Origin of the sequence: Deinococcus malanensis (assembly GCF_014647655.1) — a bacterium.
GTDB lineage: Bacteria > Deinococcota > Deinococci > Deinococcales > Deinococcaceae > Deinococcus > Deinococcus malanensis.
In genome coordinates this window covers 22143-47855 of the sequence record NZ_BMPP01000021.1, presented here as the reverse complement: position 1 = coordinate 47855, position 25713 = coordinate 22143, and the positions used below count along the sequence as shown (strand labels likewise).

The window sequence follows — 25713 nt, the reverse complement described above, 5'->3', positions numbered from 1 at the left end:
TCGACGCTGAAGTTGCCCGGTTCACGCTCGACAAACACACACGCGAGGTTGCCGTAGGGGTCCGCCTGCGAGAGGGGTTTGGGCTTGAAGGTGAAGTTGCGCACGCCTCCCACACCGCCTGGGACTGTCTCGGTGTTGTCAGGCACCAGGTTGACGCCGATCGAGTGGCCCTCGTACCTGATCGTCATGGTGGCGCTCATGTTGAAGGTGACCGGCGCGTTGCGGACGTCGATCTTGTAGCGTCCCTGGGCATCGGTCCGGGCGATGAGGTTGCTGTTGTACGCGGCGGTATTGTCTGCCACGACCTCCACCCCAGGCAGCGGCACCCCCTGCTCGTTTACCACCGTCCCGGTAATAAAGCCCCGCTGTGCGGTGGCGCCTGGCCCGGCTTTGGCGGTGGTGTTCGGCGCTGCCTGGGGAGTGGTGGCTTTCGGTGCAGCGGCCGCCTTCTTCACTTCGACAAGTTCAAGCTTTACGTTGGCGGTGCCCGGCTTGACCAACGCGGCGGGCTTTTCCGCCGCCAGATTGCGGTCCACCCAGTCCCCGACGCTGACATCCTCGTCGCCGTCATTGTCCTGCACGGCGTAGATGGCATAGGACACGTTGCCCAGGCCGCTGATGGTAAAGTCCGCCTTGGATTTTGAGCTCTCGATTACGACACCTTTTACGTCGTCAGAGTCGCAGTCTCCTTTCGGACAGGCAATAACGACCGTGTCCTTGAGGGCGTGCCCACCGCCTGCCGTGACGGTTCCTTTAATGGTGCGCGAAGTGGTGGCGGCGGGGAGCGCCTGGGCCACCAGCGAGAGGGTGAGGCCGAGCATGACTGTCAGGGTAGGGATGTTGTGGTTCATGGGTTCCTCCGATGCCTTCCGGCTTGATCGGAGCGTACGGGGGGCCGGATGGCTGGAGAATGTTTTGAAGCCCATGCGAGTGCCGACAGAACGGGTCGACGTCGGCATACGTCGAAAATGCCAGAGGTGCAAACGCTGTGGAGGCTGCCCTCAAGGAACGCCTCGCCCCCGCCACCCAATGTGAAGCGTCATTGTTTTTCAATTTTGACCGCTGGCGGAATATAACCTTCAAGGTCTCTCGCCCTCGTGGGGTCGGGGAGTCATCACGTGGTCCAACACCATACGACCCGAAAGATTCTTATGAAGGCTAGACCGAAACGCGGGTTTCTGGAACTGTTCGGTGGCGGATACAGGCACTGCTTCACCTGCCCTCAGTCATTAAGCTGTCCGTCGGCCTTCGTCCGCGTTGCGGCCACGCAGGCTTTGACAGCCGCTGATGCCTTCGATGGTGACCTCACCACCTGGGGGCAGGAGGTGTGGCTATGCGAATATTCACGGCTTTGACAGACATTCTTAGTCCAAGGAAGGTTACTTGTGGTTTAGTGCAGCCGTTGCGGCCGGCAGCGAGCTCAAAACGGCTGGCAATCGGGGCCAGATGGTGCAGACTCTCACCCCGGACCTGGGTGCCCTGAAGTCATGGCCATCCCACGATGGTGGGTCGTGGGATGACCATGGCATGGTTGCGCGTCAGGAAGCCGCCTTGGCGGCGCGGTCCGCCAGAACCTCCAGCGACTGGCGCACGCCTGCGGCTCCACTCAAGTCACCCGCGTGCGTGAGGGCAAATTCGGCACGGGAGTAGAACTCGCGCGCTTCCGAAAAACGGAGATTGTTCGACGCCGCCTCACCTGCCTTGACCAGCCATGGCGCCGCCTGACGCAGGTCGTCGCCGTCCTCCCAATGGGCCGCCACACGGGCAGGGTGTCCGCCCGCCGCTGCGAGGACGCGCGCCGCGCTCCGGTGAAGTACGCGGCGTACCGTGGGCGGCGTCTGCACAAGAACGGTTTCGAGCACGAGGTCATGGCTAAACGCCTCGCCTGAGACGATCTGGGCCTCCTCTAGCTCTTCCCAGGCAGTAACTGTATCGAGCAGGCTGGTGCCTAGCGTTTGCGTCACGAGTTCCAGCGTGAAGTCCCGCCTCAGGACCGCGGCTGCTCGCGCTGCCTGCAGCGCATTCGGCGAGAGTCGCGCGAGGCGCTCCTCAATCAACGAGGCTATGCCCGAGTCCGCCTCGACCGGAGGCTTGACTTCGCTGCTGCCACGCTCGTACATGTTCTTGACCGTCTCAAGCACGAACTGTACGTTTCCCCGGGTCATGCGCGCAACCTGGTCAGCCACTGGGGCACCTCCCGGCACATCAAGGTCTGCCAGGAGGCGGGTGACGGCGCTGGGGCCGAGAGGCGGAAGATGAATGGGCACGACCACGCCCGCTGCGTACATGGAATCAAGCAGAGCTGCCGAGTAGGGCGGGAGCGCCCCGGTGCGGTGACAGTACAGGCAGCGCAGCATGGTGTTGGTGTCACCCCAGAAGCGCGATCCGACGTACGCGCCCGCCTCGATGCTGGATTCGTCCATGAACTGCACGTCGTCGGTGCAGATAATGACCGGACCGCGCTCGGCGACAAGCCGCACCACTTCATACTTCGCTTCGTAAAAGCGGCGTTTGTCTGCCTCTGTCGTCATTGGCGGCGGCGCCTCCCCAAGCTCGGGCAACATCCGGGCGAGTTCGCGTACCACCCACTGAGGCAGATCGAGGTCCGGGTTGGCCGCGAGCGTCTGCCGGTAGTTCCGGGTATGCGTAGCGTACGGGATGCCCGCGTCACCGGGACGGCCCTGGAAAAACAGGATCTGATGGTCCTGGCGCGACCGCAGGAAGTCCTGCGCGAGCCGCGATTTGCCTGACCCCGGGTCGCCCTCGATCATGATGCCCAGGCGCTGCTCCCAGGCCTCTTCCATCTGGGCCCACACGTCCTCACGGCCTACCAGGGTCGGGGGCCGCAGGACACTCAAAGGAATTCGCGCAGGCTGCGAGGGTGCACTCCTCTTCACCGTACCCTGATCGATTTCCCGGGCAAGACGCTGCGTTTCTGGCGAGGGGTCGGCTCCGATTTCGTGGCGCAGCCCCTGTTTGTAGCGGTGATAGGCCCGCAGCGCTGCGGGCCGGTCGCCCTGCTCGTAACAGGCGCGCATCAGGACCTGACAGGCCTCCTCAGACATGGGATCAAGTTCAGTCCAGCGCTCAGCAAGCGCCGCCGCCTCGGTCGCGTCACCCTCCTGCAGCATGCGTGCGATGTTCTCGCGGTACCAGCCTGCCTTCGCCGCTGCGAGTCGCTCGCTCTGCGCGAGGATCCATTCACTGACGTCGGGCAGGTCGTCGAAGTCCGTTCCGTCCAGCAGGTCTCTGCCCGCCTCCGGTTTTCCAGTGGTGAGGACCTCCAGTGCGTCCACCGCAAGTTCAGGTCGCAGGGTGAGCGACTCGCCGGCGTCCACAAGGTCCGCGCCGCTCGCTTCCCGAAGGCGTCTCAGCAGATGCACGAGATTATTTCTGGCTGAGCTGGTGGGAGTCTCGGGCCACAGCAGGTCGGCGATCTGCCCGCGCGGCATGGTCCCTTCCAGCGCGAGGTAGGCCAGGAGCGCCGCTGTTTTGCGCTCAAGGCTCACTGCTCGACCCGCAGGCGAAACCAGACGGGGCGGCCCCATGACCTCCAGGCGCCAGGATGTCTGAGAATCAGGCATTCCCCAGTGTAATAATTTTTACCCTCCAGAGCCCGGCATTCCCCTTGCCGTGAGTATTCGGCGCGCGACCGAGCTCCGGGTCAGAAAGGTGTCTTTCAGTTCGGCTGGAACCTGCTCTCCAGCCGTCCGCATCAACCACGCTTTCGCCTGGTCCAGGGTCAGTTCCGCCGCCGGGTCGGCGGCCGCGCTTTGGGCCTCGAACAGGGTGAGCAGCACTTCGCCCCGGGACAGGTCGGCGGGTTCGCGCGTTTCCAGGAGATGGCCGGCGCGTGTGGCGCTGGCGAGCGCCTCCTGCAGCTCGCCGCCGTGGAGCAGGGTCCTGGCAAGGCGTGTGTGTGCGCTGAGTTCGAGGCCGCCGAGGTCGTGACGGCAGGCGATATCCAGAGCTTCCCGCGCCGCGGCGCAGGCGGCTGTGGGGTCCCCCATCAGGGCCTGCACGAGCCGCACCCGCCCGAGCGCCAGGGGGCGCGGCGACTCGCCAAGCAGCGCCTCAGCGCACTTCAGTGCAGCCTGAGCATCCTTCCCTCGCTCGAAGGCGAGCCGGGCGAGGGCGAGGTGGGTGCGCACCGCGAATGTGCCTGGGATGGAAGACGCGTTCGCCTGCAGCAGCAGGTCCTGCGCCCGCTCGAAGTCTCCCAGAAACACCAGAACCTCTCCGAGGCAGCTGCGGGCATAGTCATGCAGCCAGCCGCTGGGGTCAAGTTCGGACGTCAGAACATGCTCGAAGTGCCGCACGGCGGCCGCGTACTCCCCCAGGTCCGTGTGGGCGACCCCGAGCAGGAGGTGGCTTGTGGCCGAGGCATCGTGCGTGCCGGGGTCATGAAGAGCGACGGAGCGCTTCAGGGCGTCCAGGCCTCCGCGCACGTCGCCGAGTTCGCTCAGGCAGACCGAGAGGTTGCGCAGAATGACCGCGAGGTGACCCCGGTCGCCCAGTCCCTCCAGCATCTGTGCGGCGCGCAGGTGCAGGTCCCGTGCCTCGCGATGGCGGTCCTGATGATCCAGAACGACAGCGAGGTTGCTCAGCCCGGTGGCCAGGCTGCTGGAGGGCCCAAGCCGGTCAAGGACCATGACCGCCTCCTTGAGGGCCGATTCCGCGTCCGCCAGCCTGCCCTGGGCCCACAGGGCCGTGCCGAGGTCAGCCAGCAGCCTGGACCGCAGATCCGGCTCGTCCTGGTCCGCCAGTGCCAGGGCGGCCAGGCCGCGCCGCACGGCACCTTCCGCGCGCACACCCTCGTTCCTCGCGGAAAAAAGACCGGCCTGAAGCAGCCAGGCCTGCGCGGTCTGCGAGGGAGTCACTGCGCGCTCCAGCACATCGTTGACCGAATTCTGCCGGGCTTCCAGGTCATCCCCCAGGCTCAGGACCTCTGCCCGGCTCCGCCACGCGCCGAAGGTGCGCTCATCCTCCTGTGCCTCAAAGATGCGGGCCGCTTCCTCGAAATAATTTCCCGCCTCCCGCAGACGCAGGGATGCACGCGCCATTTCGCCGGCCTGCAGGAGCCATGGAGCTGCCTCCAGGTCCTGCTCGCCCTGCCGCCAGTGCCACGCCACACGGGCAGGCTCGGCGCTCTCACCCGACAAGGCGCGGGCCGCGGCGCGGTGCAGCAGCCGGCGCACCGACGCAGGAATCCCCTCCAGCACCGCTTCCGCCACCAGATCGTGATGGAAGCGTTCCCCTGAAAGAATTTCTGCCGATTCCAGTTCGTCCCATGCCGCGATCACGTCGAACAGCGGCGCCGAGAGCATGGTCGCCACGAGCTCGGGCGTGAAGTCACGGCCCAGCACGGCGCTCGCCCGGGCTGCGTGCAAGCCCATCTTCGTGAGCCGGGCGAGGCGGTCACCGATCAGCTGGCTGAGCTTCGGGGGTACGCCTCCGGCGTGGCCGAAAGCCACGCCGCTTGCCAGTGCCTTCACGCCTTCGAGCACGAAAAGAGGATGCCCGCCAGAGGCGCGGGCGAGCCCTTCGATGTCCCCGGGAGGGACGTTCAGGCTGGAGAGCAGTTGTCGCGTGGCCGGCCCGGTCAGCGGCGGCAAGGTGAACCAATCTGCCTGACCAGCGTTCACCAGGCGCTCGAAGATCCCGTGGGTGTAGGGGGGCAGCTCGTTCTCCCGGTGCACCGCGATGAAGTGGGGCAGGCCGCCCGGCTGACCCATCGGAAAGGCCGAGTCGATGAAGTCGAAGCCAGTCTCGATGCTCGCCTGATCTGCAAACTGCATGTCATCAAAAACACAGACTTCGATTCCGGTTAGGCACATCCCGAACACAGCCTGAAGCGCGCTATGGAGTTTCGAATCGGTGGTTGTCGCTGGCGCCTCTCCTGGAGGAGCGAGTTCAGGCAGGAGAAAACTCGCCGCCCGGCGCAGGTCGAGCGGCACTTCGGCGCCAGAGAGACTCAGCGCCCGGCGCAGGCTTCGAATCGTCGTGGTGTAGGGCACCAGGTTGTCCCCCGGGCGGGCCTCAATCCAGAGCACCTGTCCCTTACTCGACGCAAAATCCGCAACGACTCGCGACTTTCCCATGCCGGGCGCACCGGCCACAATGATGAACTGCCCTTTGGCCCATGCATCTTCCATCCGCGCGAACTCGCGCTCACGGCCGGTGAGGGCGGGTGCCGGCAGGGGGGCGGGCAGGAGGGGGGTCACGGGTCTGACCGCAGCAGGTGCGCCGCCCCGCTCGATCAGGGCGGCGAGCTCACGGGTTTCGGGCATGGGCTCAGTCCGCAATTCGTCACGGAGACGTTCCTGCAGCCCCACATACACGTCCAGCGCTTTGGAGGCCTCACCAGCGAGATACAACAGGCGCATCAGCCGCCGGTGGCTCTCCTCGGACTGTGGGTCAAGATCAAGTGCCCGCCGGGCGAGCCGGGTGGCGCCCGGCAGGTCACCGGCTTCCTCGGCCAGGGTCGCCGCACGAGCGGTCACCCTCGATCGCCGTGCGTCAACCCGGTCACGTTGCACGACCAACCAGTCCGCCAGGTCGAGGTGGCCGTCAAAGACGACTCCCTCCAGAAAAGGAGCTCCCGGCAGCTCTGCAGCCGAACCGCCGTTCAGTACGTCCCACACATCAACCTGAACCTGAGGCGCGAGCGCAAGCGTCTCCTGACCCACAACGAGGTCCTCGCCGTACGCGCCGCGCATCCGGCGCAGAAGCTGAACGAGATTGTTGCGCGCTGCGGTCTCGGCGCGCTCCGGCCAAAGCAACCCGGCGAGGCGAGGGCGCGGTATGGACCCCTCCAGCGCGAGGTATGCCAGTAAGGCGAGCGACTTACCCTCCGGACGAAACTCCCGGCCGTCGGGCGCTGCGAGCTTAGGTCCGCCGAGCAGAAACAGGCGCCATACCGACGTGATGTCCATCGTACGTTTATGTTATCAGGCATCTCCCGCCGCCTGGACTCTCCTGGACGGCACTGCCGGGCATTGGCAGGGAATGATCTGAGGGTCAGTCTATAACGATGGGCCCGCCTCCTGTCGGGCCCATCGACCGCAGCGTTCACCCACGCAGGAAAATTCCGAACGCGGTGCCAGTGAGCACAAGACCGAGTGCGGCGGTGAGCAACCCCAACAGCCACGCGGGCTCCTCGTGCGATCCGCGTAGGTTCTGCAAGCCAGCTCCGAATGAAGTCACGATAGCTACGACAAACAGCACAGGATTGAAGACAACGTTGATCAGGAACACTCCCGTTTCATCGGCAAAGTGGCCGCGCCAAAGCGGCAACTCCGGCAGCAGCAACACCACTGAAAGCGTGCCCGCGACGATCGGAGCCCACTTCCAGCCGCTGGCGACGACCAGGGCAAGCACAGCGAAGATTGGAATGGTCAGCATGACGGGCGTGAACCCGTTCCCAAAAACGAGAAAGAGCACATTGTACGACAGGCTGAGCCCCAGTAGGGCGAGCGCGGCAACGCGCGACAGGAGAGGAAGCGTCTGACGGGCAGAAGGTGAGCCATAGATACTTTGCATAGCTTCTCCAAAGTGAAACGAGGACGGGTTCGGGTAGCGAATCGGACGACCGAGCGGACCATCTGAAAATGACGGTCAATACTTCTCGCAGTCACCTCCTTTCAGTGGAGGCAAAGGTATCGAAGGTGGGATGGCTGGCCGGTGACACCCCCGGGGAAAGCTCAGCTTCAACATCCGGCATGCCATGGAGTTGCCCTCAGGAACAGGACGCAGAAAGCGGCCCCAAGTCTGGCGAGTTCAGGGGTGGACAGCAATGTGAGATCGATCATGCGTTGATTCGGGCGCGGGCGGAAGCCGGGCGGGGCTTAGCGCGTTGGGTCAGCGGACGCATCGGGGGATGGTCCGCCCATGACGCCGAATCGTAAGGCCGGGCCAGCCGGGCTCTACCGCCTAAGCTCACTTGGTCAGCTTGAAGCTCGTCAGCACCCGGTCAATGGTTTCCTTGGCCGCAGCGTTGGCAGGCAGCTCTCCCAGGTAGCTCAGGGTGTACCCGACGTCGCCCCGAACGAGCAGCACGATATTGCCGTACATGGTGTTGCCACCCCGCGTACCGGTAAACACCAGTTTCCGCCCCGCGACGCCTCCCACCTTCACGGTCTTGTTCGTGTCGAGCTTGTAGTTTCCCAGCATCTGCGGCAACGACTCGGTCGTCGCCTGCGTGTAGGCCGCAAGGTTCATGCCCTGAGGCAGCTTCTGCGTCACGACCGTGATCATGCTGGTCGCCCCGGGTGTGCCCGGCACCGAGATGGCGACGTCGGTGCCTGCAAGGTTTGCCTTCGCAGTCCAGGCGTCGGGGTAGGTGAGGCTGTAGCCGTTGGTGGCATGCCTGAAGGTTTTGGCCTGCGCGCCGCCCACGATCACGAGGAGGGCCAGGACTGCCATCTGGGTTTTCTTGAACATGGATTACCGCCTTTCGGCGAACACCGCGTTCGCCTGGCAGGAAGGCTACGTGCAAGAGGATGATTCAAAGATGACACCCTTGGCCCCCGCATCATCCCCGCGCCGTGCCCGGCCCTCTAGCGTGGGCGCACCGCATGAAAGGGAGGAGATCATGAAATAGAAGACGACAGCACAACAGATCCGGATGGACGGGCGCATGTACGTGCTGCGGGTGCCTCGCGGCCCTGGCCGCGCACCAAAGGTGTTGCTGGCTGTCCTCGGACTGGTGGCGATCGAAGCCAGCCTCACGCGAGACGATGGGTAGGGCTGTGGCTGGCGCAGGCGAGCTCACAACGAGATGCAAGGGGTTGACCCGGCGAGGGCAAGACGTCAAGCTGCAGTTTCCTTCACCGCTCCATGACAGCCTGCCGGAGCGGAGAGAGGAAATGTCGGTGAGCCGCGTCCCCTCCTGCCACAATGGCCGTTTTGAACATGGCATTGGGGAACTGTCGCCCCAAATCGCCGGAGCCGCGGAACTGCAGGAACCCGGGCGGACTCAGGGTAGACCGGCTGCCGGAGACGGCGGACCTGGCCCCCGAGGTCAAACGCGGTGAGCTCAAGTCGTCCACCCCTTGCAGCAGTCGGTGCTGCGCTTTTTTCATTGGATGAGGCAGCCGAAAATTCCCCGGTCGGCGCCCCCGGACCAGGTCCGCTGCCTTAAGAAAAACTGACCCTTACCGTGTTCCGGTCTTTAGGCCCCCGCGTGAGCAGTAGGGCCGCGCCCACAAGCATGGCTGCGCCTGGCAGCAGGAGCCAGGCCCACAGGCTCGACTCCACGCCGGGCACGAGCACAGCGTTTTCCCCGTCTGGCGAGTGGTACACCTTCACGGCACTTCCCACCGGGTAACGTCTGCTCTCCCGTCGCGCCCATCCCTCATTTGAGGAAGACCCCTCGAAGAGCGAGAGTTGGTGCCCCACCCGGTGAGCGCCGTCCACCTCATAGCGGTAGGTGACGCGCGGCGTGAACAGCCAGCCCTCGAACCTTCGCCTGGAAGTTTACCCTGATCTGCACCGCTGGTGCCCCTCATTCGTCCTGCGGGGGGCTCACCGCCCCCCGGTACCACTGTGGCGCGCGGACCGGTTACACTCTCTTTTCAGGCTGCTTTTTACGGTCCGCTGTCCCCCGCGCCCCCGCAGAAGTCCAGGGACAGAATGGCGGGCACCCATACGCCACGGCTGACCTCGTTGCGGCCACTACCCCAGGGCGTCATGCTGCAATCATCCTGCCCCGACTACCCTGACGCCATGACACGGACTCTCCCGCGGAACGACCATCTGACGCCGATCGAACCCGGGCCCGTGACGCCAAGCGCGGCGCCCATGGATATTTACGAGGAGCTGTGCCACCGCGCCCGGGCGCTTGAGCACGACGCCGCCTTCCTGGCTCTGCTGCGCCGCCCGGGACTGGATTCCAGGGGCGCCGTGCGGCTGGCGCTCGACGCCGTGCCCGACCTGGAACTGCTGCCCTTGCCCGTGCTGGTTCAGGAGCTCGGGGCCGTCCTGGGCCGGGCCCGCCCCTGGGTCCGCGCCCCGGAGACGCGCGTGTGGCTGGCATGACGGGCCGCCTGTGCTCCCTGATCATCGCCGCGCTCACGGCAACATCGGCGGCAGCGGCGCCCACCGGTCGGCTCGCCTACCTGAAGGGCGGGGCGGCGTGGGTGGAGAGCACCCCCGGCCAGGCCGCCCGGCAGGTGCCGGAATCACGCGGCGCGGTGCTGCTGGCCCTTTCCCCCACGGATGGCGCACTCGCCTTCCTGACCGGTCCCCAGGGAACGAATATCCATGCCGAGAAGGTTCCGCCCCTGCGGCCCTGGCTGAGCAGGCCGCCGTACACGAAGAGCGTACTCTTGAATTCCCTGGTGCCCGGCCCAACCTTCACCACCGTGCGGGCCCGCTGGATGACCTGGGACGGCCACGCCCTGATCGTGGGCACGGATGGGGAGAATGCGGGCTGGAACCTCGTCAAGCGCAAGACGTTTCTTCCCAGCCAGTCGGCCCTGTACCAGAGCACCTCGCGCAATGGCGAGGTGACGGCGACGCTAGGCTCGGTCCAGTCCCCGGACGACGTGGGCGTACTCCTGTACGGTCCCGGGGGCCGGCCCGGCACCGAGGTCTTCACCCGCCGCCTGCCGGAGAACCTGCTGGGGACATTGAAGACGGCGCCGCAGCCCGCCATCCGCAGGTTCCTGGCGGACATCGACCCCCGCGCGCAGGCAGATGACGTGAGCTGGACCGTCACATCCCCGCGGGTCACCCGCGACGGGCGCCAGGTGTACTTCGCCTCCAACGCCGGGTACGGGGTGGGCAGTGCAGGCACCACGACTTCCGCCATCTTTGCGGTGGACGTGCGCGAGGTGCGGCTGCGGGTGCTGGGATGGATGGGAACGTTCGAGGGCAGCGTGCTTGATGTCGTGCCCTCACCCGACGGTGGGAAACTTCTTATCCTGCTGGCGCGTCATGACAGCAACGCGCACGTCAATACCTACGCCTACGTGGCCGATCTGGGCCGGAAGACCATGCGCGAGCTGATCGTGGGAAGCGCCCCGAAGGGCACTCTCACGGTGCTGAACAGCTCCTGCTGGCTGGCCGACTCGCGGCACGTCGCCCTGAGCGTGGCCTATCCCCGACCGGAGGCCCTGACCCGCGTGAATGACTTCACTCCTCCACCCGGGGCCCATGCCCTGGTCGTCAAGGAATCCGCGAGCGGCAGAGCGGTGTCCCGGGTGGCAGGCGCCACCGGCGTGGCGTGTGGACCGCAATGACCCGTGGCCCCGGACCGACGGCCATCATGCGCGCCCTGACAACTGCGCTGACGACTTCCCTTCGCCGCTTGGGGCTGGCCCTGCTGGCTGCCGTGCTGGTGTCGTTCGTCACAGCCACGGTTCTGGTCGTGGCGTCACTGGTGATTGATGGGGCTGATGCCTGGCGGAACGCGCCGTATGCCTGGACTGGCGTCTTCGCTCTGGCTCTAGCCTTCGGACTGCCTGCCGCCTTGATGTTCGGGGTGCTGGTCGCTCCTGTGGCGGCCCTGGCCGGGCGACTTCACCGTGGCTGGTCGGTGCTGACCAGTGCGCTGGGCGGAGGTGCGCTGGTGCTGATCACCACAAGCCTTTCCTTTGCAGTTCTGGGTGTTCTGGGTGGCCTGACTTATGCCAAGTTGGAGGAGCAGGTACTGCATCGGCGCAGGACGCAATTGGTAGCCGACCTGTAGGGCGCCCCGCCAATTGTTTAAGGTTCCATGCAGGTAAGCCAGGGGCGTGCTCTGGGATGATTCTTCGCCGTGCGTGTTCATACCGTGCAGACCTGTAAGCCCCTTCATTCGTGTCCCAAAAACGCTTAGTCATCCTGTGCTTCACAACTCCACGAGTCTTTTCGGCCTCGGTCGGGGCCAGAAAGCCACAGGCTTCAGGGGAAAAACTGGAGAAATCCCTCAGACGGCGGGCGGGGGAGGGAGCTCGCCCTGAAGCGCTCCCGGCATGTTCAGGTTGGCCTGAAGAATCTGAACGCGCTGCGCGCCCTCCTGGTCTCCCGTAGCTATCAGGGCCGAGACCGCGAGGCTGTACAGGTCGTCCGCCTCGCGGAGCCGGCCGGTTGCCGCAGCATCGGCAGCCGCTTCCAGAAGCAGCGGCGCCGCGCGGCCCGGATCACCACCGCTGAGCCAGTGGCGGGCCACACGCCCAGGAGGTGCCCGGTGGCCCGAGAGCACCCGCGCGGCGCGGCGGTGAAGGAGGCGCTGCACGGCTGCGGGCATGCCGGCCTCAACTGCCTCATACACGAGGTCGTGGCTGCAGCGCTCCTCGTGCATGATATGGGCGGCTTCAAGCTCGGCCCAGGCATTCGCAGCGGCCAGCAACGGCGCGCCCAGCACTTCGGCCACCAGATCAAACGAGTAGTCGCTCTGCAGGACTGCCGCCGCCCGCGCCGCTTGCAGGGCGCTCGGCGACAGGCCCTGCAGGCGGCGCGTCAGCACCTCCCCGACCCTGGGTGGCAGCGGCAGCCGACCAGTAGCAGTGTGCAGCCCGTCTTTTTCTATAAGGTGCCGGATGGTCTCCAGCAAAAACTGCGGGTTGCCGCCTGTGAACTGAGCCAGGCGAGGCGAGAGTGCAGCCAGCTCCGGCACGTCGAGATCCCCCACCAGGCGCCGCACGAAGCTTTCGTCTAAGGCCTCGAGCTCGATCAGGACCGCCTTGCCCTCCGCCACCTGCTGGCGGATGAACGCCTCGCCGCCGGGCGTCATCTCGCCGCTGCGGTGGGCGCAGATCACGTGCGGAATGCCGCTGCTTCCTCCCAGGGGGAAGGCAGACCCGAAAAGCAGAAAGCCGGCCTCGATGGTGGCGAGGTCGCAGTACCGCATGTCGTCCACCGTCAGCACATCCACGTCACGCAGGCCCAGCCCGAAGACATGGCCGACCGCTTCGAGCAGCCGCCCGTCAAGCTGGGTGCGTGGGGCGTGGGCCTCGCCCAGTTCGGGCACCAGAGGACTCAGGACCTCGCACACAGTACGGTCGAGCTCCAGCCCCGGGCTCGCCTTGAGAATCCGGCGGATGTTGCGGGCCGTGGCCGAGAACGTTCCTGAGTACCCTCGAACCGGTATCAGACATCGCCGTGCATAAGTACCCCGCGAATGCGCGGCGACACTACGAGCGGCTCAAGCGCTTTCCGGAGGGCCTGCTGGTTATGGGTGACGCCCTGTGTAGTTTCAACCCCACCTATGCCCAGGGCATGACGGTCGCGTCGCTTGAAGGCCTCGCTCTGCGCGACGCCCTGAGAGCTCCGGCCACCTCAACGCCTTTGTGGCGGCGATACTTCCGCGCGGCGGCCCGTGCGGTGGACCTGCCGTGGAGTCTGGTGACGGGTGGCGACAGCAGTTACCCGGAGTCCAACTGGTCTCAGCCGCTGGCTGCGCGGCTGACGGGGCGGTACTTCACGATGGTGCAGCGTACGGCGGTGCACGACGGCGCCGTCTTCGCAATGTTCATCAAAGTTCAGAACCTGGTTGAGCCGCCCGCCGCATTCTTCAAGCCGGCATTCGTCCTGCGGGTGCTGCGTGTTGCTCGCCAGCAGCTGCCGCAGCCTCCCCCCGCTGGGGCCGTGGCGCGCGCGACCTGAGGGCGCTCCCAAGCTACTCCGGCCAGGGTCCCAATGTGGGGACCCTGGCCGGACCTTTTATTGGTAGTCCGTTGGCTTGCCAACCCTGTGCTTCGAAGTGCTGTCTTCATGGGCAGAGGCAGTACTGGTGAGTCCAAATCGAGATAGGTAAAATGTCGTGTTCAGCGCACAACCTTTCTACGCAACTGACTACCAATAAGCCGCGACGGCTGCAACCTCATAAACCGGCTGGACCAGGGCTGCCCAATGGGACTGGGTCAAGGCTCGTGCTCGCCTGTCCTCATGGCGTTCGCTTCTTGGTGTGCAGCGCCGAGCAGCAGCACGGCCGCGAGAAGCGGCGCTACGCGGCGCTTGGGGTTGGTATGGGTCATCTCGTCCTCCGTCCGGGCTGACGTGGGCCGGACAGTTCAGGGAAGGTGGTGGCCCGTGACGGGTCCGGTCTCAGTGCAGCGGAGTCAGCGTCACGATGGACGACAGATTCATGGGCTTGCCAGCCGGTAGGTCCAGACGGCACCGAACACGTTCGCGCTCAGTTCCCTTACGAGTACCACTGATTCTTCTTCAAGGCAGATTCACGTGGCTCGTAGCGTGCGCAGACGCCAGGCCTGTCATTCCTGAACGCAGCCGTGAGGGTCCTCGAAAAGTTCGCAAACCCGCAACCAATGCATTACCGCGCGGTCACGGAGGTGGCCGTGCGGGAAGGCTGGGTGCAGTCCAGAGGACAGACCCCGGAAGCGACGCTGTACGCGCAGGTCCTGCAGGACATCAGCCGGCACGAGCGGCGCAACACGCCGGATAGGTCGAAGGGTGAACTGAAGAATAGGCCCCGTTGCTTCTGGAAGGTGTACAACCATGTGCATGACTTCCCCTGCTTCTCACCCCCGGTTGCGCCGCGCCGGGCTGTCGCTGCCCCGGCTCGGATTCGGTACGGCCCCTGTAGGCGGTCTTTATACACCCGTGCCGGACGAACAAGCACACACGGTCCTGACCACCGCCTGGGACGTGGGCCTCCGGTACTTCGATACTGCACCGTGGTACGGCTTCGGGTCTGCTGAGGAACACCTCGGTCAGGCACTGGCCGGCCGGCCCGGCCTGATTCTGTCGAGCAAGGTGGGACGGGTCCTGCGGGCCGATATCCCGCCGCATCCCACGCAACTCACGGCTGACGGCACCCCCGGGTTTCACACGTCCTCTGGGCTGAATGTGGAGTACGACTACTCGTATGACGGCGTGATGCGGTCCTTCGAGGACAGCCTGCGGCGTCTCCGGGTCGACCGTCTGGACATGCTGTTGATTCACGATCCGGACGTCGTTGGAGTCACGGTGAGTGACATCATGATGCGGGGCGGCTACCGCGCTCTGGATGAACTCCGCGCTCAAGGCGTCGTTGGGGCCATTGGAGCTGGGATGAATCAGTGGGAGATGCCGGCGGAGTTCATCCGAGAAGGGGACTTCGATGTGTTCCTGCTGGCAGGGCGCTATACGTTGCTGGAACAGACCTCTTTGGAAGAATTCCTGCCCCTCTGTGAAGCGCGGGGCGTGAGCATCGTGATCGGCGGGGTGTACAACAGCGGCGTGCTCGCCGAACCCCGGGCCGGGGCCAGGTACAACTACTCGCCGGCGTCATCGGAGGTGCTGAGCCGGGCCCAGGCGATCGCGGCGGTGTGCACGCGGCACGGTATTCCGCTCAAGGCGGCTGCCCTGCAGTTCCCGCTGGCGCATCCGGCGGTGGCGTCGGTGCTGGTGGCGGGCCGGGAACCTGCTCATATCTCGGAGAACCTGCAACTCATGGACGTCGAGATTCCTCCGGCGTTCTGGGCTGAGCTGAAGGCAGAGGGGCTCCTGCATGCGGATGCGCCCGTGCCCGCGTCATGTGGCGAAACGTTCGAACTGTGGAAACCGACCATTTGACCACGTCGTGACCGAAGTGCCACCGACTTCCCTTGCCTGATCGATCAGTCGACTTGCTATCGCCGCCCCGTGGCCCCGCTGCCGGACACCGGACGAGACGAACACTTCACACTGAAACCAACCGGGCGGGTGCCACGCCGAGCGTACCAGATAGCCGTATCCCAGCACCTCACCGCCATCCTCGAGAATGATGCGCCGCAGATAGTCCATACCGGCAGCGTCATGAATTTGCGTCATGGCGCGATCTACGACTGGTTCGGTTGCACCGTCCCGGTGCACTGCGGCGATACTATCCAGGTCGCCCGGCTGAAAATCACGAACCAACGCGTTCATTTCACTCCTCCTTGGTGAATCCCGGTCATCATTTCCCGGGCCCCAAACGCGCGTAAGGCTGGAACGCGGGCGTTGCTTGGACTCGACACCCCGTCGCCGGACCTGCCGGAACTGTCTGAACCGGAGATCCTGTCATTCGACTTGCAGACCAAGGGCGTGAGTGAAACCGGTCTGCACCCCCTGGACGCGCACCAGGCAAGATTGCGGGATCTGGGGTGCCAGGCGTTGGGGGCCTGAAGCACGGGGAGATGGTGTGGGCCGCGGGGGTCATCGTGGCAAAACAGCGGCTGCCGACGGCCAAGGGCTTCGCGTTTTACGTGATGGAGGACCGCACCGCTCGTGTGCAGGCGATCATCAGCCCAGACTTGTGGGAGGCGCACCGGGTGCTGCTGCGGGATGCCAGAGCGTTGATCGTGCAGGGGCAGGTGACACGGTTGGGGCGGGCCGTGACGGTGAAGGTACAGCGACTGAGCGAACTCCCCTTGCGATGGTCTGAGCCGGGAGTAGAAGCCGCCGATTAACTCATCAGCCAGGCAACGCGTATCGTAGGCGTAGGGGTTGCTTCACGGCGGCATGGCAAGAATGGTTTCCAAGAAAGCACGCCGAACCTCAGAGGCACCAGTCAGGCTCGGTTCAATCACGCTGGTGAACCACGAAGGGTCCCCCCGCAGGAAATGGGCATGCAAGTCCACTACAGCGCCGTATTGCTGTCCAAGTCTCGTAATCACGGCGTTGACGCGCTGGTGGTTCTGACGAGCAATCTCGGGTGGGGTGGCGAGGAAGTTCCGGCGGTCATCACCGAACGTCGGGTCGTACACAGTGCCGAGGAGCACGGGCCTCACCGGGAGGTTCTGGAGAAACTCATCGAGTTGCCTCTCAAAGGCAGCGACGCCTGCCCCAGTATCTCCCGAGAGACCCTGGATGAGGTCATTTCCGCCGATGGTGAGGAGCGCCGCAGCGGGTTCCGAGACAGTAAGCCCACGAATTTGCCGGGGAAGGTCGTCGACAGTGGCACCGTCGACGGCACAGTGGATGTACGTTGCGGGTCCGCGGCTGCTCAGGTCTCGGCCTTTGAATTTCGGGAAACGAAGGTCGTCGTTGCGGACGATGAGTTGGGCGGGATGAATCCCATACGGGTTGTAGCGTCCGCAATCGAGGATGGAGTCGCCAAAAGTGTAGATGGTGAACATGCCCGCCCTTCCTTTCCGGCTTGCCAGGTAACCGCTGACCGCGGCCGCGGAAAGTCCACCAGCCAGGAGCTTCAAGAACTTTCGGCGCGTGTCAGCCATGAGCCACTTTCAGCCTATCAGCGCCGTGAAGTGAAGTTCAGTTACACCTGCTGGAGTGGTTCGCCGACCACATCCAGTTCTAGCGGGCAGAGCCGCCTGAGGAAGAATGGCCCACTCGGTGCTCACGGCCCACCCGTACACCCAGAAATACCATCGCGCATGATGAGGCATGACCGATACAGAGCTCGTGGGCCTACTCAAGCGGGATGTCATTGATGAAAACCTGAAGTACTACGTCAGCATCATGCAAGCCCGTGATTCCCAGACCGGGGCCAGGGACGACCTCAAAGGGGGCACTACTTGTGTGCGAACCAGGGTGCGGGAAGCGCTCCTGACTGAGCGCAACTCAGAACCCGGCAGCGAGTGGTCTGTCAGTCCTATCCTTGGTGGCCTTCGTACCGGTCGCTATCCGGGTGAACGCGACAACCACCAGGGGGTCAAACTGTCTTCCGCGCTGCGCGAGCAATTCCGCCATCGCGTCCTGATGCGTCCAGGCGCGCTTGTACGACCGTTCCCCCGTCAGGGCGTCATATACGTCACACACCGCAAAAATCCGCGCCAGCAGTGGAATCTCTGCGCCGGCCAGCCGGTCGGGGTACCCGCTCCCGTCCCAGCGTTCGTGATGATGCCGGATCACCTGCAAGGCCCCTGGGGACAGCGTGGGAATACGCGAGGCGATTTCATGCCCCGCCACCGCGTGGGTCTGCATCAGTGCCCACTCCTGGGCATCGAGCTTGCCGGGTTTCATCAGCACCGAGTCGAGAATCGTCAGTTTACCGATGTCATGCAGGTACGCGCCGTGCCTCAGCTCGGCCAGCTGGCTTTCCGGCAGACCCAGGGCCTGGCCCAGCCCTATGCTCAGTTCCACCACACGCTGGGTATGTCCGGCCGTTTCCAGGTCCCGTGCTTCAAGCGCCAGGCCCAAACCGAGGAGTCCACCTTCAAGCGTGGCTTGCAGGTGGGTGTAGGCTTCCTGCAACCTGAGCTGGGTTTCCTTCAATTCGGTAATGTCCGCGACCACGGCGACACACGAGTGCGCGTGGCCATGCTCGTCGCGGAACAGGGACACGCGGGAGCGTGACCACACAATGCTGCCGTCCGCGCGAAGGTACCGTTTCTCCACCACACCGACCTCGGTCTGGCCCTGCACCACGCCTCCGAGCGTTTCGACGGTCCGTGGGATGTCTTCCGGGTGGGTGATGCTCAGGACATTGCGCCCGATCAGTTGTTCAGTGGTATAGCCAAGCAGCGCGGCTCCACTGGGGTTGATCATGATGATGTCGCCCTGGAAGGTGATTTCCAGGAGGCCTACTGCTGCCTGGTCCACCAGACGGGCGTGGTTGGGCGAACGGTCCGGCACTCGGCTCCCGTTTGCCTCGGGACGCTCTGATGTTGGTGCAACTCCGGACTTCATGTGCTTACCGTACAGAAGCCGTCATCACAGGACTCTGAAGGTGTTCAGGCGGGATGATGGTCGAACATTAAGGAGTTAATAAATCAATCCAACGAGTCTTCGAAAGCGTTTCGTCCGGCACAGGTTGGACGTTGACAGCCGCCACACTCACGCCCTTGCGCGAGATCCATCAGCCCATCACCCGACCGCAGTTCCTGCACATCGATGAGCGCCACTTCACCGGACGACGTCATCAGCAGGTGGTCCGGACGCCCGTCGAACAGAATCAGTTTCCCTCCCCGGTCCAGGAGAAGCGGGTCAAGGGCCCTGATGGCGCATGAGAGCGAGCCTGCGCGTGGCGTCATCCTATCGTTCTGGAGCGCGTTTTGGACGGGACTGAAACAGCAGAAGACGCTCGACCACGCGCGAAACCACGGGGAGGAAGGGGTGTGGCCCCCAGAGACCTGGCGTCTGGTGCGCTGGCACATCGAGCTGGTGCTTTCATCACAAGCGTTTTTCAGTCTCGGGTGGATGAAAGAAGTCTCGTGATGAGCTGAAAAGTTGCCCGAGGGCGCACGCCGCTGCGCCGGCGTGCGCCTATTCCTGGTCTGGCGCCACATCAACGACCTGCAACCACGGCCACCTCGCCTGATAGCTCCGCGCCTTGGCCAGAAACAACGTCTGGTCACGGTGCACCGGATTGGGCCGTAAGAGCCCCCCAGTCAGATCCGAGAACCCGTGCGGGGCATACACCTCGAACCCACCTGATCCGACCGGCGTGATGCCCACACAGGTCGCCAGGATCAGGAAGCGGTCGATCCCACTACGAGTAGACGTCAGCTCAAGACACAGGAGACCGAACCGCCGTTCAGACCACAGGTGCACCCGTGCCTGGTTCCTCACTTCGACCGTGACGTCCAGGTCTCCGAAAAGCTGTGATGCCAGCTGGATCACCCGGTCTTCCGCGTCATACGAGACAGGCCTTCACGGACCGGACGTTGTCGGGTTCCTCAGGGGCGAGACAGGGTCAGATTGCTACGCTTCTGGCCCTGATGTTTGAACTCGCTCTACAGCTTCCTGCAGAATGGCCTGCTGCGCTTTGGCTGTCGGCGCTTCAACGTACACCCGCAACACCGGTTCCGTGCCACTGGCACGCAACAGCAGCCAGGCGTCTCCTTCCAGCAGAAGTTTCACACCGTCGCGGGCATTCACTCCCTTCACTGTGTGGCCCGCAACTGTCGTCCAGTGCCCGGCTCGCTCCAACGCGCCCACTTTGTCGAAGTGTCGATCAACGAGCAGATCTACGCGGTCGTAGTGATGCTGGTAATCCACCCGACGCTCGATCTCAGCGAAAAGCTCTCTGGGACCCTGGCCACTCTTCGCCACCGCCTCCAGCAGTAGCAGGCTGATGAGGAGGCCATCGCGTTCCGGGATGTGGCCTGCCACCCCCAAACCGCCAGACTCTTCCCCCCCGATCAGCACCCGCTTGTCCCGATCGTCTTCACCTTCCAAGAAGGCGTCGGCGATGTACTTAAAGCCAATCGGAGTCTCAAGCACTTCAAGGCCAAGAATTGACGCCAGCCGTTCAACCACCTGGCTGGTGCTGACCGTCTTCACCACGCGTCCCCGCCCGCCTTGGGCATGCAGGTGCTGGAGGAGCACCGCAAAAATCTGGTGACTATTAAAGAAGTGACCGCCACTGGTGACGGCACCCAGCCGGTCAGCATCGCCGTCTGTGGCCACGCCGAAAGTGAGGCCCTGTTCGCCTTGCAGGAGGTCCATCAGTGCCGCGAGGTTCTGCGGGATGGGTTCCGGGTTGACCCCGTAAAACAAAGGACTCGGATTACCATGAACGGACCGGACCTCAACCGGCAGACCAGCGTGGCGGACATAACCTTCGAGCCAGCCTGCGCCGGCCCCTCCCATGGCATCGTGATACAGGACGCCTGGATACGACCGCAGGGTATCCAGGTCAAGGAGGGTATCGAGGTGAGTGTAATACGCCTGCCGGACGTCAAGGGGAGAGATCTGTCCGCTCTGCGTGTCGCTTGCCGCTTCCGACTCCAGTACTTCCTCTACCGCACGGACAATAGCGGGGGTGGCACTGCCGCCGTAAGGGCCTTTGAGCTTGTAGCCATTGTATTCAGGAGGGTTGTGTGAGGCGGTAATCATGGCGCCGCCCGCTGCCCCACGATTCCAGACGGCAAAGGACAGGGCCGGCGTCGGAATAAACGTGTCACTGAGCTGCACATTTAGGCCGCATGAGGCGAACGCGTGAGCGGCTACACGGGCAAAGTTCTGGCTTTGGAAGCGGGTGTCGTACCCAATGATGACCTCCTGGCCACCCTGAGACCGCAGGTACTGCGCATGAGCACGGGCGACCTTACGTACGTTCTCGTAAGTGAATCCGTCTGCAATGATGTCGCGCCACCCGTCTGTGCCGAACTTGATTGGCATGCGTTCTCTCCTTCCACGCGAAATAATCTGTATGGGAACTGTAGTACAGCAGGGCGGGAAAGTGAATATTGATATGGTCTTTTGGATCAGCATTTTGTGGCCTGGCCCAGCGTCAATTCTTCGGGTACGGCCGTTATGAACAGGACCGCGAAATGCGGATGCCTTGGAACCCTCTTGCCCTGACAGATATGCGGGCAGTCCTGGGAACAGGGGCGCATGACCGGGGATTGGTCAGACCTGTCGTTGGAGGCATCACCTGTTCCAGATGACACCTCCGCGTTTGACAGCCGGCCTTATCCGGTGCGGGGACCTGTCTGGCGGTACGACCAGTGGCTTTTTGGAAGTTTTTCCTGCCGGGGGATCACTGGGCTTGCCCACGTGGGGAACAGGAACCATGAAGTCTTGCCCAAATGGGGCTTCAAAGCTGTTGGTTAGCATCAGGTATGGCCCAGGACACACGCCCGGCCGCAAGGCGAAGGAGGGCGCACGTTGCACCCGGTTTGCAGACTGACTTCAGGAGGCAGTCATGTCTGACTGCACATTTCATCTTGTCAATAATCACAAGTGGGCTGATGGCGTGCCGTGATGTACGGTCAGTTGTGAGAACCCGGAGGCGCTAAATGTCATACCAGGATTTCCAAGCATGGCGGGAATCGCCCGTAGAGACGGTGGAGCTGTCGGTGGTCATACCTACGTACAACGAAGCGGAACGGATTCTGCCGACCCTGGGGGCCATGGCTGTAATCGTTTCCGGACTGGGTTACCGTTGGGAACTTATCGTCTCCGATGATGGCAGCAAAGATGGCACTGCCGATCTGGTTGAGGGGTTAGGCTGGAAAAACCTGCGGGTCGTCCGTCATGCCAACACCGGGAAAGGCGGAGCCGTGCAGCGCGGCGTTCTGGCGTCAAAGGGGCAGCGCGTCCTGTTTGCCGATGCCGACAACAGCACACCGATTGAGGAGTTGCCCCGGTTGATGGGGAAGTTGGATGAAGGCTACGACCTTGCTGTGGGTTCACGCGTTGGCGAAGGAGCCAGTGAGGAGAACAAGAGTGCTCTGCGGAAACTGGTTTCATGGGGCCTGCGCTTCGTGGCCCGGGCGCTGAGTGGCGTGGCCGTCAGAGATACCCAGTGCGGCTTCAAATTGTTCGGACCCCGTGCCAGTCGGCTGTTCCAGTTGCAGAAAATGCAGGGCTTCTCATTTGACCTGGAACTGCTCTACCTGGCCCACAAATTCGGTTACCAGGTGGCGGAGATTCCGGTGCGCTGGTTTGACGCACCAGGAAGTAAGGTCAACTCGGTGCAGGACAGTGTCAAGTTCCTCAAGGACATTTTCGCGTTGCGACAACTCGACCGTCAAGGCGCCTATCAGAGAGGAAGCTGAATGCACATCGCCCTCATCTCCGCCTATCCACCCAGCCGCGGCAGCCTCAACGAGTATGGATACCATCTCACCCAGACCTTCCGGCGCAAACCGGAGGTTACCCGCCTGACGGTCCTGGCGGACAGGATTGACAGTCCAGCGGAGCCTGACCCGTTCTACGTCCGCAGGGTCTGGCACTTCAATGACCCGCGAAACGCGGCCCTTATCCTAAAAGAACTGCGCCGGCTCAAACCGGACGTGGTGCTGTTCAACCTGCAGTTTGCATCGTTCGGGGACGGCCGCGTTCCAGCCGCACTCGGCCTGATTACACCGATGCTGGCGCGCCGTTCAGGGTTCCCGACCATTACCCTGCTGCATAACCTGTTCGAAACCGTCGACCTTGAGAAGGCAGGCTTTGGGGGAAACAAGCTGCTCGACGCAGCCACGAGGGCCGCCGGCCAGGTATTTACGCGTGCGCTGCTGCAGAGTGATCTCCTGGCGGTGACGCTTCCGCGCTACGTGGAGATTCTGCGCACGCAATACGGAGCAACGAATGTGTTCCTCGCGCCTCATGGAAGTTTTGAGGTGCCTGAAGAACCCGTGGAGCTTCCCGAAATCCCCACCGTGATGGCTTTTGGCAAATTCGGAACGTACAAGCGTGTCGAGGAACTGATCGAGGCGCACCGGGTGCTGCTGCAGCGCGAGCCACGCCTGAGGCTGGTCATTGCCGGGAGCGACTCCCCTAACGCCAAGGGTTACCTCCAGAGCATGAGCGAGCACTACCGCGATATCCCCAACATCACCTACACGGGTTACGTTGCCGAGGAGGACGTCCCGGTCATCTTCCGGGACAGCACGGTGGTGGCCTTTCCCTACAACAGCACCACCGGCTCGAGTGGCGTGCTTCACCAGGCAGGTCAGTATGCCCGGGCATCGGTGATGCCCAACATTGGTGACCTGCGTGACCTGATTGAGGAGGAGGGCTACTGCGCTGAATACTTCGAGGTAGGGAACGCCACCAGCCTCGCAGAGGCACTCTGGCGCGTCCTGGGAAACCCGCAGTACGCATGGGAGCTTGGCCTCGCCAATCACCGGGCGGCGGCTGGCCTTACCCTGGATGAAGTCACCAATTCGTACATGCGGCACTTTGAGTCATTGCTGGCCACGCAGAAAAAGCCATGATGCCAAGAGCGCAGCCGTGCTGGCCACCGGAAGGAATGAAGTATGGATATTGAACGACGGCAGGAAACAGAACGCGCGGTCCTGGCCCTCAAAGGGCGGTTTGACGCACATCAGGTGCCGCGCTTCAAGGCGCAGGTCGAACCGGTCGAGCATCCGCTGCAGCTGGACCTCACCCATGTGAATTTCATTGACTCGACCGCGCTCGCGGCGTTGATCAACCTGTACAAGAAAGCCCGTGAGGCAGGACACTCGTTCAGCATCCGGGGCTTGCAGGACCCAGTGCGGGTGATTCTGGAGATCACCGGGCTGTACCACATCCTGCCTATCGAGGAAACGGTGTAAGCGGGTGTCTGATGACCTGATGCAGTCCACAATGACTGCCCTTGGAGATTGCTACGACCAGGTGGTCTTCCTGCAGCAGGCTGTGCAGCGGGCCGTACGGGCCAACGACGCGATGGGCTTGTGGGACCTGGTGCGCGATGCACAGGGGGTGATGGGAGCCCGGGGCAGCGCCCTGAATCTCGACGGGTCGTGGGTGACCCCCGTACCGGACTGGCTGCACCGGCAGGACCGTCCGTCCGGACGGGTGTTTGGCTTTGAAAGTAGAGAGCTCCAGCCGCCCGAACACGTGCTTGGTGTTCCATTTACCAACGGTTGGGTCGCCTTCTGGGATAAGCCCGCCATGTTCACGGCGGGTGACGCTCGTCTCGCGGAGACGCTGGGTGACCTCATCAGCGCAACGGAAGAGGCCATGCGGGCACGGGCCGAACGGATCTTGGCCGAAGTGGCGGAAAATGAGCGTGCTACCGCCGCACGAATCTGGAGGCGGGTGGTGCCGGAGACCCTCCAGCTCCCCCGCCACTATGCCGTGACGTCCCTCCTGCGCCCCGCCCGTGAGGTTGGGGGAGACTTCCTGGCCAGCTACGGCGACTGGATCGTGATTGGTGATGTCAGCGGGAAGGGCGTCCCGGCGGCGCTGTTTACCGGCATGTTCGTGTCCAACATGGTCCTGGCCGTAGAGCATGACGATGTGGGTGAAGCGCTTGCCCGCAGCCTGCACGGATATCTGGAGGATGCAGAGATGTTTGCGAGTGTTGCCGCGCTGAAATTCCACCCGGACGGACGTTTCCAGTACCTGAATATGGGTCATCCACCCATCTACATCCGCCGGGCCTCGGGGGCCGTCGAAACGCTCAAAGCGACCGCCCCGCCACTCGGCACGTTCCGGCTGCCGGGGTATCCCCTGCGGGAAGGGCGCCTGCAGGCGGGTGACCTGCTGTGCCTGTACACCGACGGGCTCAGTGAAGCTGAACGTGAGACTCCAGGCGGCACGGAACTGTTTGGCCTTGCACGCCTTGAAGCGGTGCTGCATGGTCAGGTCACCCGCGAAGGAACGTTCCGGGAGATCATGCGTCAGCTGCGCGGCTGGACCATCACGGACGATTTTACCCTCGCTCTGGTTCAATACAACCCGGAGGCCGCATGAGCGCCATCACCGTTCCTGCCGATACGTCACAGCTCGCACAACTTGGCGCCTTCGTGCAACAGCAGTGTGCCCGTGCCGCTCAGGTGGTGCTGGTTGATCTGGTGGTCACAGAGCTTGCTGGAAACGCCATCCGCCACGGCGGAGCGCGGACACTCCACCTTGAAGTTCGTGACCTTGTAGGCGAATACGAGGTCATCCTCGAAGATGACGGCGCCCCCTTTAACCCGACCGCGACCGAGGTGCGGCCAATGGGGGAACTGCGGGAGGGGGGGTATGGTCTCCCGCTCGTGCAGCGGTGCAGCAAATCCGTATCTTACGAGCGTGTAGGGGAGAGGAATCAGGTTCGTCTTGTCTTCGACGCAGGAGGTTCAGCATGATTGAATGGACGCAATACGCGCAGGGTACGGCGCACATCACTGTTACTGGACGTCTTGATGCTCACGAAGCTCCCCGTCTGAGGGAGTGCTTCGAGGAGACGCGGGAGGCCGGCCTGGCCCGCTGCCTGGTGACGATGCAGGGCGTTGACTTCATGGATTCCGCGGGGCTGGCTTCTGTAGTGTCCGGGCTCAAGTCCGCCCGGCAGCACGGGGGCGACCTGGTGATCGTCTCGCCGAGTCCTATGGTGCAGAAAGTGCTGGAATTAACGTTACTCAATCAGGTGATTCCCATCCAGGACACCCTGGAAAGCAGCCCGGCGGGGCCGCACTGACA

The 25713-nt window shown here is 63.6% G+C and carries 24 protein-coding genes and 2 pseudogenes; 14 read left to right on the top strand and 12 right to left on the bottom strand.

Annotation, left to right across the window (positions count from 1 at the left end; translation table 11 throughout):
- The 6 genes from IEY49_RS18505 to IEY49_RS21965 all read right to left on the bottom strand — a co-directional run.
- Window positions 1-851 (bottom strand): carboxypeptidase-like regulatory domain-containing protein (locus IEY49_RS18505; RefSeq protein WP_189011494.1); only part of this gene is annotated, 851 nt, incomplete at its 3' end.
- Window positions 852-1538: 687 nt separating this feature from the next.
- Window positions 1539-3584, bottom strand: coding sequence for an ATP-binding protein (locus IEY49_RS18500; RefSeq protein ID WP_189011492.1), 2046 nt, complete (start codon window positions 3582-3584; stop codon window positions 1539-1541).
- Between the two features lie 18 nt (window positions 3585-3602).
- The gene (locus IEY49_RS18495; RefSeq protein ID WP_189011490.1) at window positions 3603-6935 is read right to left on the bottom strand and encodes an ATP-binding protein; all 3333 of its coding nucleotides are present in this window, start codon (window positions 6933-6935) and stop codon (window positions 3603-3605) included.
- 136 nt (window positions 6936-7071) lie between these two features.
- Window positions 7072-7542 carry a hypothetical protein gene (locus IEY49_RS18490; RefSeq protein WP_189011488.1) on the bottom strand — a complete coding sequence of 157 codons (471 nt, stop codon included), beginning with the start codon at window positions 7540-7542 and terminating at the stop codon, window positions 7072-7074.
- Between the two features lie 396 nt (window positions 7543-7938).
- Complete coding sequence (locus IEY49_RS18485) at window positions 7939-8442, bottom strand: PsbP-related protein (RefSeq protein WP_189011486.1); 504 nt, start codon at window positions 8440-8442, stop codon at window positions 7939-7941.
- A 696-nt stretch (window positions 8443-9138) separates the two neighbouring features.
- A complete protein-coding gene (locus IEY49_RS21965; protein ID WP_373291949.1) occupies window positions 9139-9450 on the bottom strand; it encodes a DUF3592 domain-containing protein in 312 nt (103 codons plus the stop codon).
- Between the two features lie 276 nt (window positions 9451-9726).
- On the opposite strand from IEY49_RS21965, the gene IEY49_RS18475 reads away from it, so the two are divergent.
- From IEY49_RS18475 to IEY49_RS18465, 3 genes are read left to right on the top strand one after another with little or no spacing between them, the layout of a single operon-like run.
- The gene (locus IEY49_RS18475) at window positions 9727-10038 is read left to right on the top strand and encodes a hypothetical protein (protein WP_189011483.1); all 312 of its coding nucleotides are present in this window, start codon (window positions 9727-9729) and stop codon (window positions 10036-10038) included.
- Window positions 10035-11243 carry a TolB-like translocation protein gene (locus IEY49_RS18470; RefSeq protein ID WP_189011481.1) on the top strand — a complete coding sequence of 403 codons (1209 nt, stop codon included), beginning with the start codon at window positions 10035-10037 and terminating at the stop codon, window positions 11241-11243. The genes IEY49_RS18475 and IEY49_RS18470 overlap by 4 nt, the downstream gene beginning before the upstream one ends.
- On the top strand, window positions 11240-11692 hold the full coding sequence (locus tag IEY49_RS18465; protein WP_189011479.1) for a hypothetical protein: 453 nt from the start codon (window positions 11240-11242) through the stop codon (window positions 11690-11692). The genes IEY49_RS18470 and IEY49_RS18465 overlap by 4 nt, the downstream gene beginning before the upstream one ends.
- Before the next feature lie 219 nt (window positions 11693-11911).
- Here the strand turns inward: IEY49_RS18465 and IEY49_RS18460 are convergent, their stop codons facing one another.
- The gene (locus tag IEY49_RS18460; RefSeq protein WP_189011477.1) at window positions 11912-12979 is read right to left on the bottom strand and encodes a hypothetical protein; all 1068 of its coding nucleotides are present in this window, start codon (window positions 12977-12979) and stop codon (window positions 11912-11914) included.
- 107 nt (window positions 12980-13086) lie between these two features.
- On the opposite strand from IEY49_RS18460, the gene IEY49_RS18455 reads away from it, so the two are divergent.
- The 3 genes and pseudogenes from IEY49_RS18455 to IEY49_RS18450 all read left to right on the top strand — a co-directional run bounded on the left by IEY49_RS18455 (window position 13087) and on the right by IEY49_RS18450 (window position 15501).
- Window positions 13087-13590 carry a hypothetical protein gene (locus IEY49_RS18455; RefSeq protein ID WP_189011475.1) on the top strand — a complete coding sequence of 168 codons (504 nt, stop codon included), beginning with the start codon at window positions 13087-13089 and terminating at the stop codon, window positions 13588-13590.
- Window positions 13591-14195: 605 nt separating this feature from the next.
- Window positions 14196-14354, top strand: a pseudogene (locus IEY49_RS21960) (winged helix-turn-helix domain-containing protein); the annotation flags it as partial.
- Window positions 14355-14448: 94 nt separating this feature from the next.
- Window positions 14449-15501, top strand: a complete 1053-nt coding sequence (locus IEY49_RS18450; RefSeq protein ID WP_189011473.1) for an aldo/keto reductase — start codon at window positions 14449-14451, stop codon at window positions 15499-15501.
- On the opposite strand, the gene IEY49_RS18445 is transcribed toward IEY49_RS18450, so the two are convergent.
- Window positions 15460-15834, bottom strand: coding sequence for a GNAT family N-acetyltransferase (locus IEY49_RS18445; protein WP_189011471.1), 375 nt, complete (start codon window positions 15832-15834; stop codon window positions 15460-15462). The genes IEY49_RS18450 and IEY49_RS18445 overlap by 42 nt on opposite strands.
- 272 nt (window positions 15835-16106) lie before the next feature.
- On the opposite strand from IEY49_RS18445, the gene IEY49_RS18440 reads away from it, so the two are divergent.
- A complete protein-coding gene (locus tag IEY49_RS18440) occupies window positions 16107-16355 on the top strand; it encodes an OB-fold nucleic acid binding domain-containing protein (RefSeq protein WP_189011469.1) in 249 nt (82 codons plus the stop codon).
- Window positions 16356-16397: 42 nt separating this feature from the next.
- Here the strand turns inward: IEY49_RS18440 and IEY49_RS18435 are convergent, their stop codons facing one another.
- The gene (locus IEY49_RS18435) at window positions 16398-17024 is read right to left on the bottom strand and encodes an SGNH/GDSL hydrolase family protein (RefSeq protein ID WP_229780904.1); all 627 of its coding nucleotides are present in this window, start codon (window positions 17022-17024) and stop codon (window positions 16398-16400) included.
- Window positions 17025-17469: 445 nt separating this feature from the next.
- Window positions 17470-18537, bottom strand: a complete 1068-nt coding sequence (locus IEY49_RS18430; protein WP_189011465.1) for an HD domain-containing phosphohydrolase — start codon at window positions 18535-18537, stop codon at window positions 17470-17472.
- Between the two features lie 155 nt (window positions 18538-18692).
- On the opposite strand from IEY49_RS18430, the gene IEY49_RS18425 reads away from it, so the two are divergent.
- Entirely contained in the window at window positions 18693-18857 is a 165-nt protein-coding gene (locus IEY49_RS18425) for a hypothetical protein (protein WP_189011463.1), read from the top strand.
- A gap of 256 nt (window positions 18858-19113) precedes the next feature.
- On the opposite strand, the pseudogene IEY49_RS18420 reads toward IEY49_RS18425, so the two are convergent.
- A pseudogene (locus IEY49_RS18420) lies at window positions 19114-19479 on the bottom strand (nucleotidyltransferase family protein); the annotation flags it as partial.
- Window positions 19480-19551: 72 nt separating this feature from the next.
- Entirely contained in the window at window positions 19552-20973 is a 1422-nt protein-coding gene (locus tag IEY49_RS18415; RefSeq protein WP_189011459.1) for a phosphoglucomutase/phosphomannomutase family protein, read from the bottom strand.
- A gap of 620 nt (window positions 20974-21593) precedes the next feature.
- Here IEY49_RS18415 and IEY49_RS18410 point away from each other — a divergent pair.
- The 6 genes from IEY49_RS18410 to IEY49_RS18385 are packed head-to-tail and all read left to right on the top strand — an operon-like array spanning window position 21594 to window position 25711.
- On the top strand, window positions 21594-22355 hold the full coding sequence (locus IEY49_RS18410; RefSeq protein ID WP_189011457.1) for a dolichyl-phosphate beta-glucosyltransferase: 762 nt from the start codon (window positions 21594-21596) through the stop codon (window positions 22353-22355).
- Window positions 22356-23516, top strand: a complete 1161-nt coding sequence (locus tag IEY49_RS18405) for a glycosyltransferase (RefSeq protein WP_189011455.1) — start codon at window positions 22356-22358, stop codon at window positions 23514-23516.
- Window positions 23517-23558: 42 nt separating this feature from the next.
- A complete protein-coding gene (locus tag IEY49_RS18400; RefSeq protein WP_189011453.1) occupies window positions 23559-23858 on the top strand; it encodes an STAS domain-containing protein in 300 nt (99 codons plus the stop codon).
- Window positions 23859-23889: 31 nt separating this feature from the next.
- Window positions 23890-25002, top strand: a complete 1113-nt coding sequence (locus tag IEY49_RS18395; RefSeq protein WP_189011451.1) for a PP2C family protein-serine/threonine phosphatase — start codon at window positions 23890-23892, stop codon at window positions 25000-25002.
- Window positions 24999-25379 (top strand): ATP-binding protein, encoded by a 381-nt coding sequence (locus tag IEY49_RS18390; protein ID WP_189011449.1) that lies wholly within the window; start codon window positions 24999-25001, stop codon window positions 25377-25379. Before IEY49_RS18395 ends, IEY49_RS18390 begins: the two co-directional genes overlap by 4 nt.
- On the top strand, window positions 25376-25711 hold the full coding sequence (locus tag IEY49_RS18385; protein WP_189011447.1) for an STAS domain-containing protein: 336 nt from the start codon (window positions 25376-25378) through the stop codon (window positions 25709-25711). Before IEY49_RS18390 ends, IEY49_RS18385 begins: the two co-directional genes overlap by 4 nt.
- Window positions 25712-25713 lie beyond the last annotated feature (2 nt).

What these genes read in the sequence shown, in the direction of transcription:
- IEY49_RS18500 (WP_189011492.1), bottom strand. Translation starts at nt 3,584, where the DNA reads ATGCCTGATTCTCAGACATCCTGGCGCCTGGAGGTCATGGGGCCGCCC.
- IEY49_RS18495 (WP_189011490.1), bottom strand. Translation starts at nt 6,935, where the DNA reads ATGGACATCACGTCGGTATGGCGCCTGTTTCTGCTCGGCGGACCTAAG.
- IEY49_RS18490 (WP_189011488.1), bottom strand. Translation starts at nt 7,542, where the DNA reads ATGCAAAGTATCTATGGCTCACCTTCTGCCCGTCAGACGCTTCCTCTC.
- IEY49_RS18485 (WP_189011486.1), bottom strand. Translation starts at nt 8,442, where the DNA reads ATGTTCAAGAAAACCCAGATGGCAGTCCTGGCCCTCCTCGTGATCGTG.
- IEY49_RS18475 (WP_189011483.1), top strand. Translation starts at nt 9,727, where the DNA reads ATGACACGGACTCTCCCGCGGAACGACCATCTGACGCCGATCGAACCC.
- IEY49_RS18470 (WP_189011481.1), top strand. Translation starts at nt 10,035, where the DNA reads ATGACGGGCCGCCTGTGCTCCCTGATCATCGCCGCGCTCACGGCAACA.
- IEY49_RS18465 (WP_189011479.1), top strand. Translation starts at nt 11,240, where the DNA reads ATGACCCGTGGCCCCGGACCGACGGCCATCATGCGCGCCCTGACAACT.
- IEY49_RS18450 (WP_189011473.1), top strand. Translation starts at nt 14,449, where the DNA reads ATGACTTCCCCTGCTTCTCACCCCCGGTTGCGCCGCGCCGGGCTGTCG.
- IEY49_RS18445 (WP_189011471.1), bottom strand. Translation starts at nt 15,834, where the DNA reads ATGAACGCGTTGGTTCGTGATTTTCAGCCGGGCGACCTGGATAGTATC.
- IEY49_RS18435 (WP_229780904.1), bottom strand. Translation starts at nt 17,024, where the DNA reads ATGTTCACCATCTACACTTTTGGCGACTCCATCCTCGATTGCGGACGC.
- IEY49_RS18430 (WP_189011465.1), bottom strand. Translation starts at nt 18,537, where the DNA reads ATGAAGTCCGGAGTTGCACCAACATCAGAGCGTCCCGAGGCAAACGGG.
- IEY49_RS18415 (WP_189011459.1), bottom strand. Translation starts at nt 20,973, where the DNA reads ATGCCAATCAAGTTCGGCACAGACGGGTGGCGCGACATCATTGCAGAC.
- IEY49_RS18410 (WP_189011457.1), top strand. Translation starts at nt 21,594, where the DNA reads ATGTCATACCAGGATTTCCAAGCATGGCGGGAATCGCCCGTAGAGACG.
- IEY49_RS18405 (WP_189011455.1), top strand. Translation starts at nt 22,356, where the DNA reads ATGCACATCGCCCTCATCTCCGCCTATCCACCCAGCCGCGGCAGCCTC.
- IEY49_RS18400 (WP_189011453.1), top strand. Translation starts at nt 23,559, where the DNA reads ATGGATATTGAACGACGGCAGGAAACAGAACGCGCGGTCCTGGCCCTC.
- IEY49_RS18395 (WP_189011451.1), top strand. Translation starts at nt 23,890, where the DNA reads ATGACTGCCCTTGGAGATTGCTACGACCAGGTGGTCTTCCTGCAGCAG.
- IEY49_RS18390 (WP_189011449.1), top strand. Translation starts at nt 24,999, where the DNA reads ATGAGCGCCATCACCGTTCCTGCCGATACGTCACAGCTCGCACAACTT.
- IEY49_RS18385 (WP_189011447.1), top strand. Translation starts at nt 25,376, where the DNA reads ATGATTGAATGGACGCAATACGCGCAGGGTACGGCGCACATCACTGTT.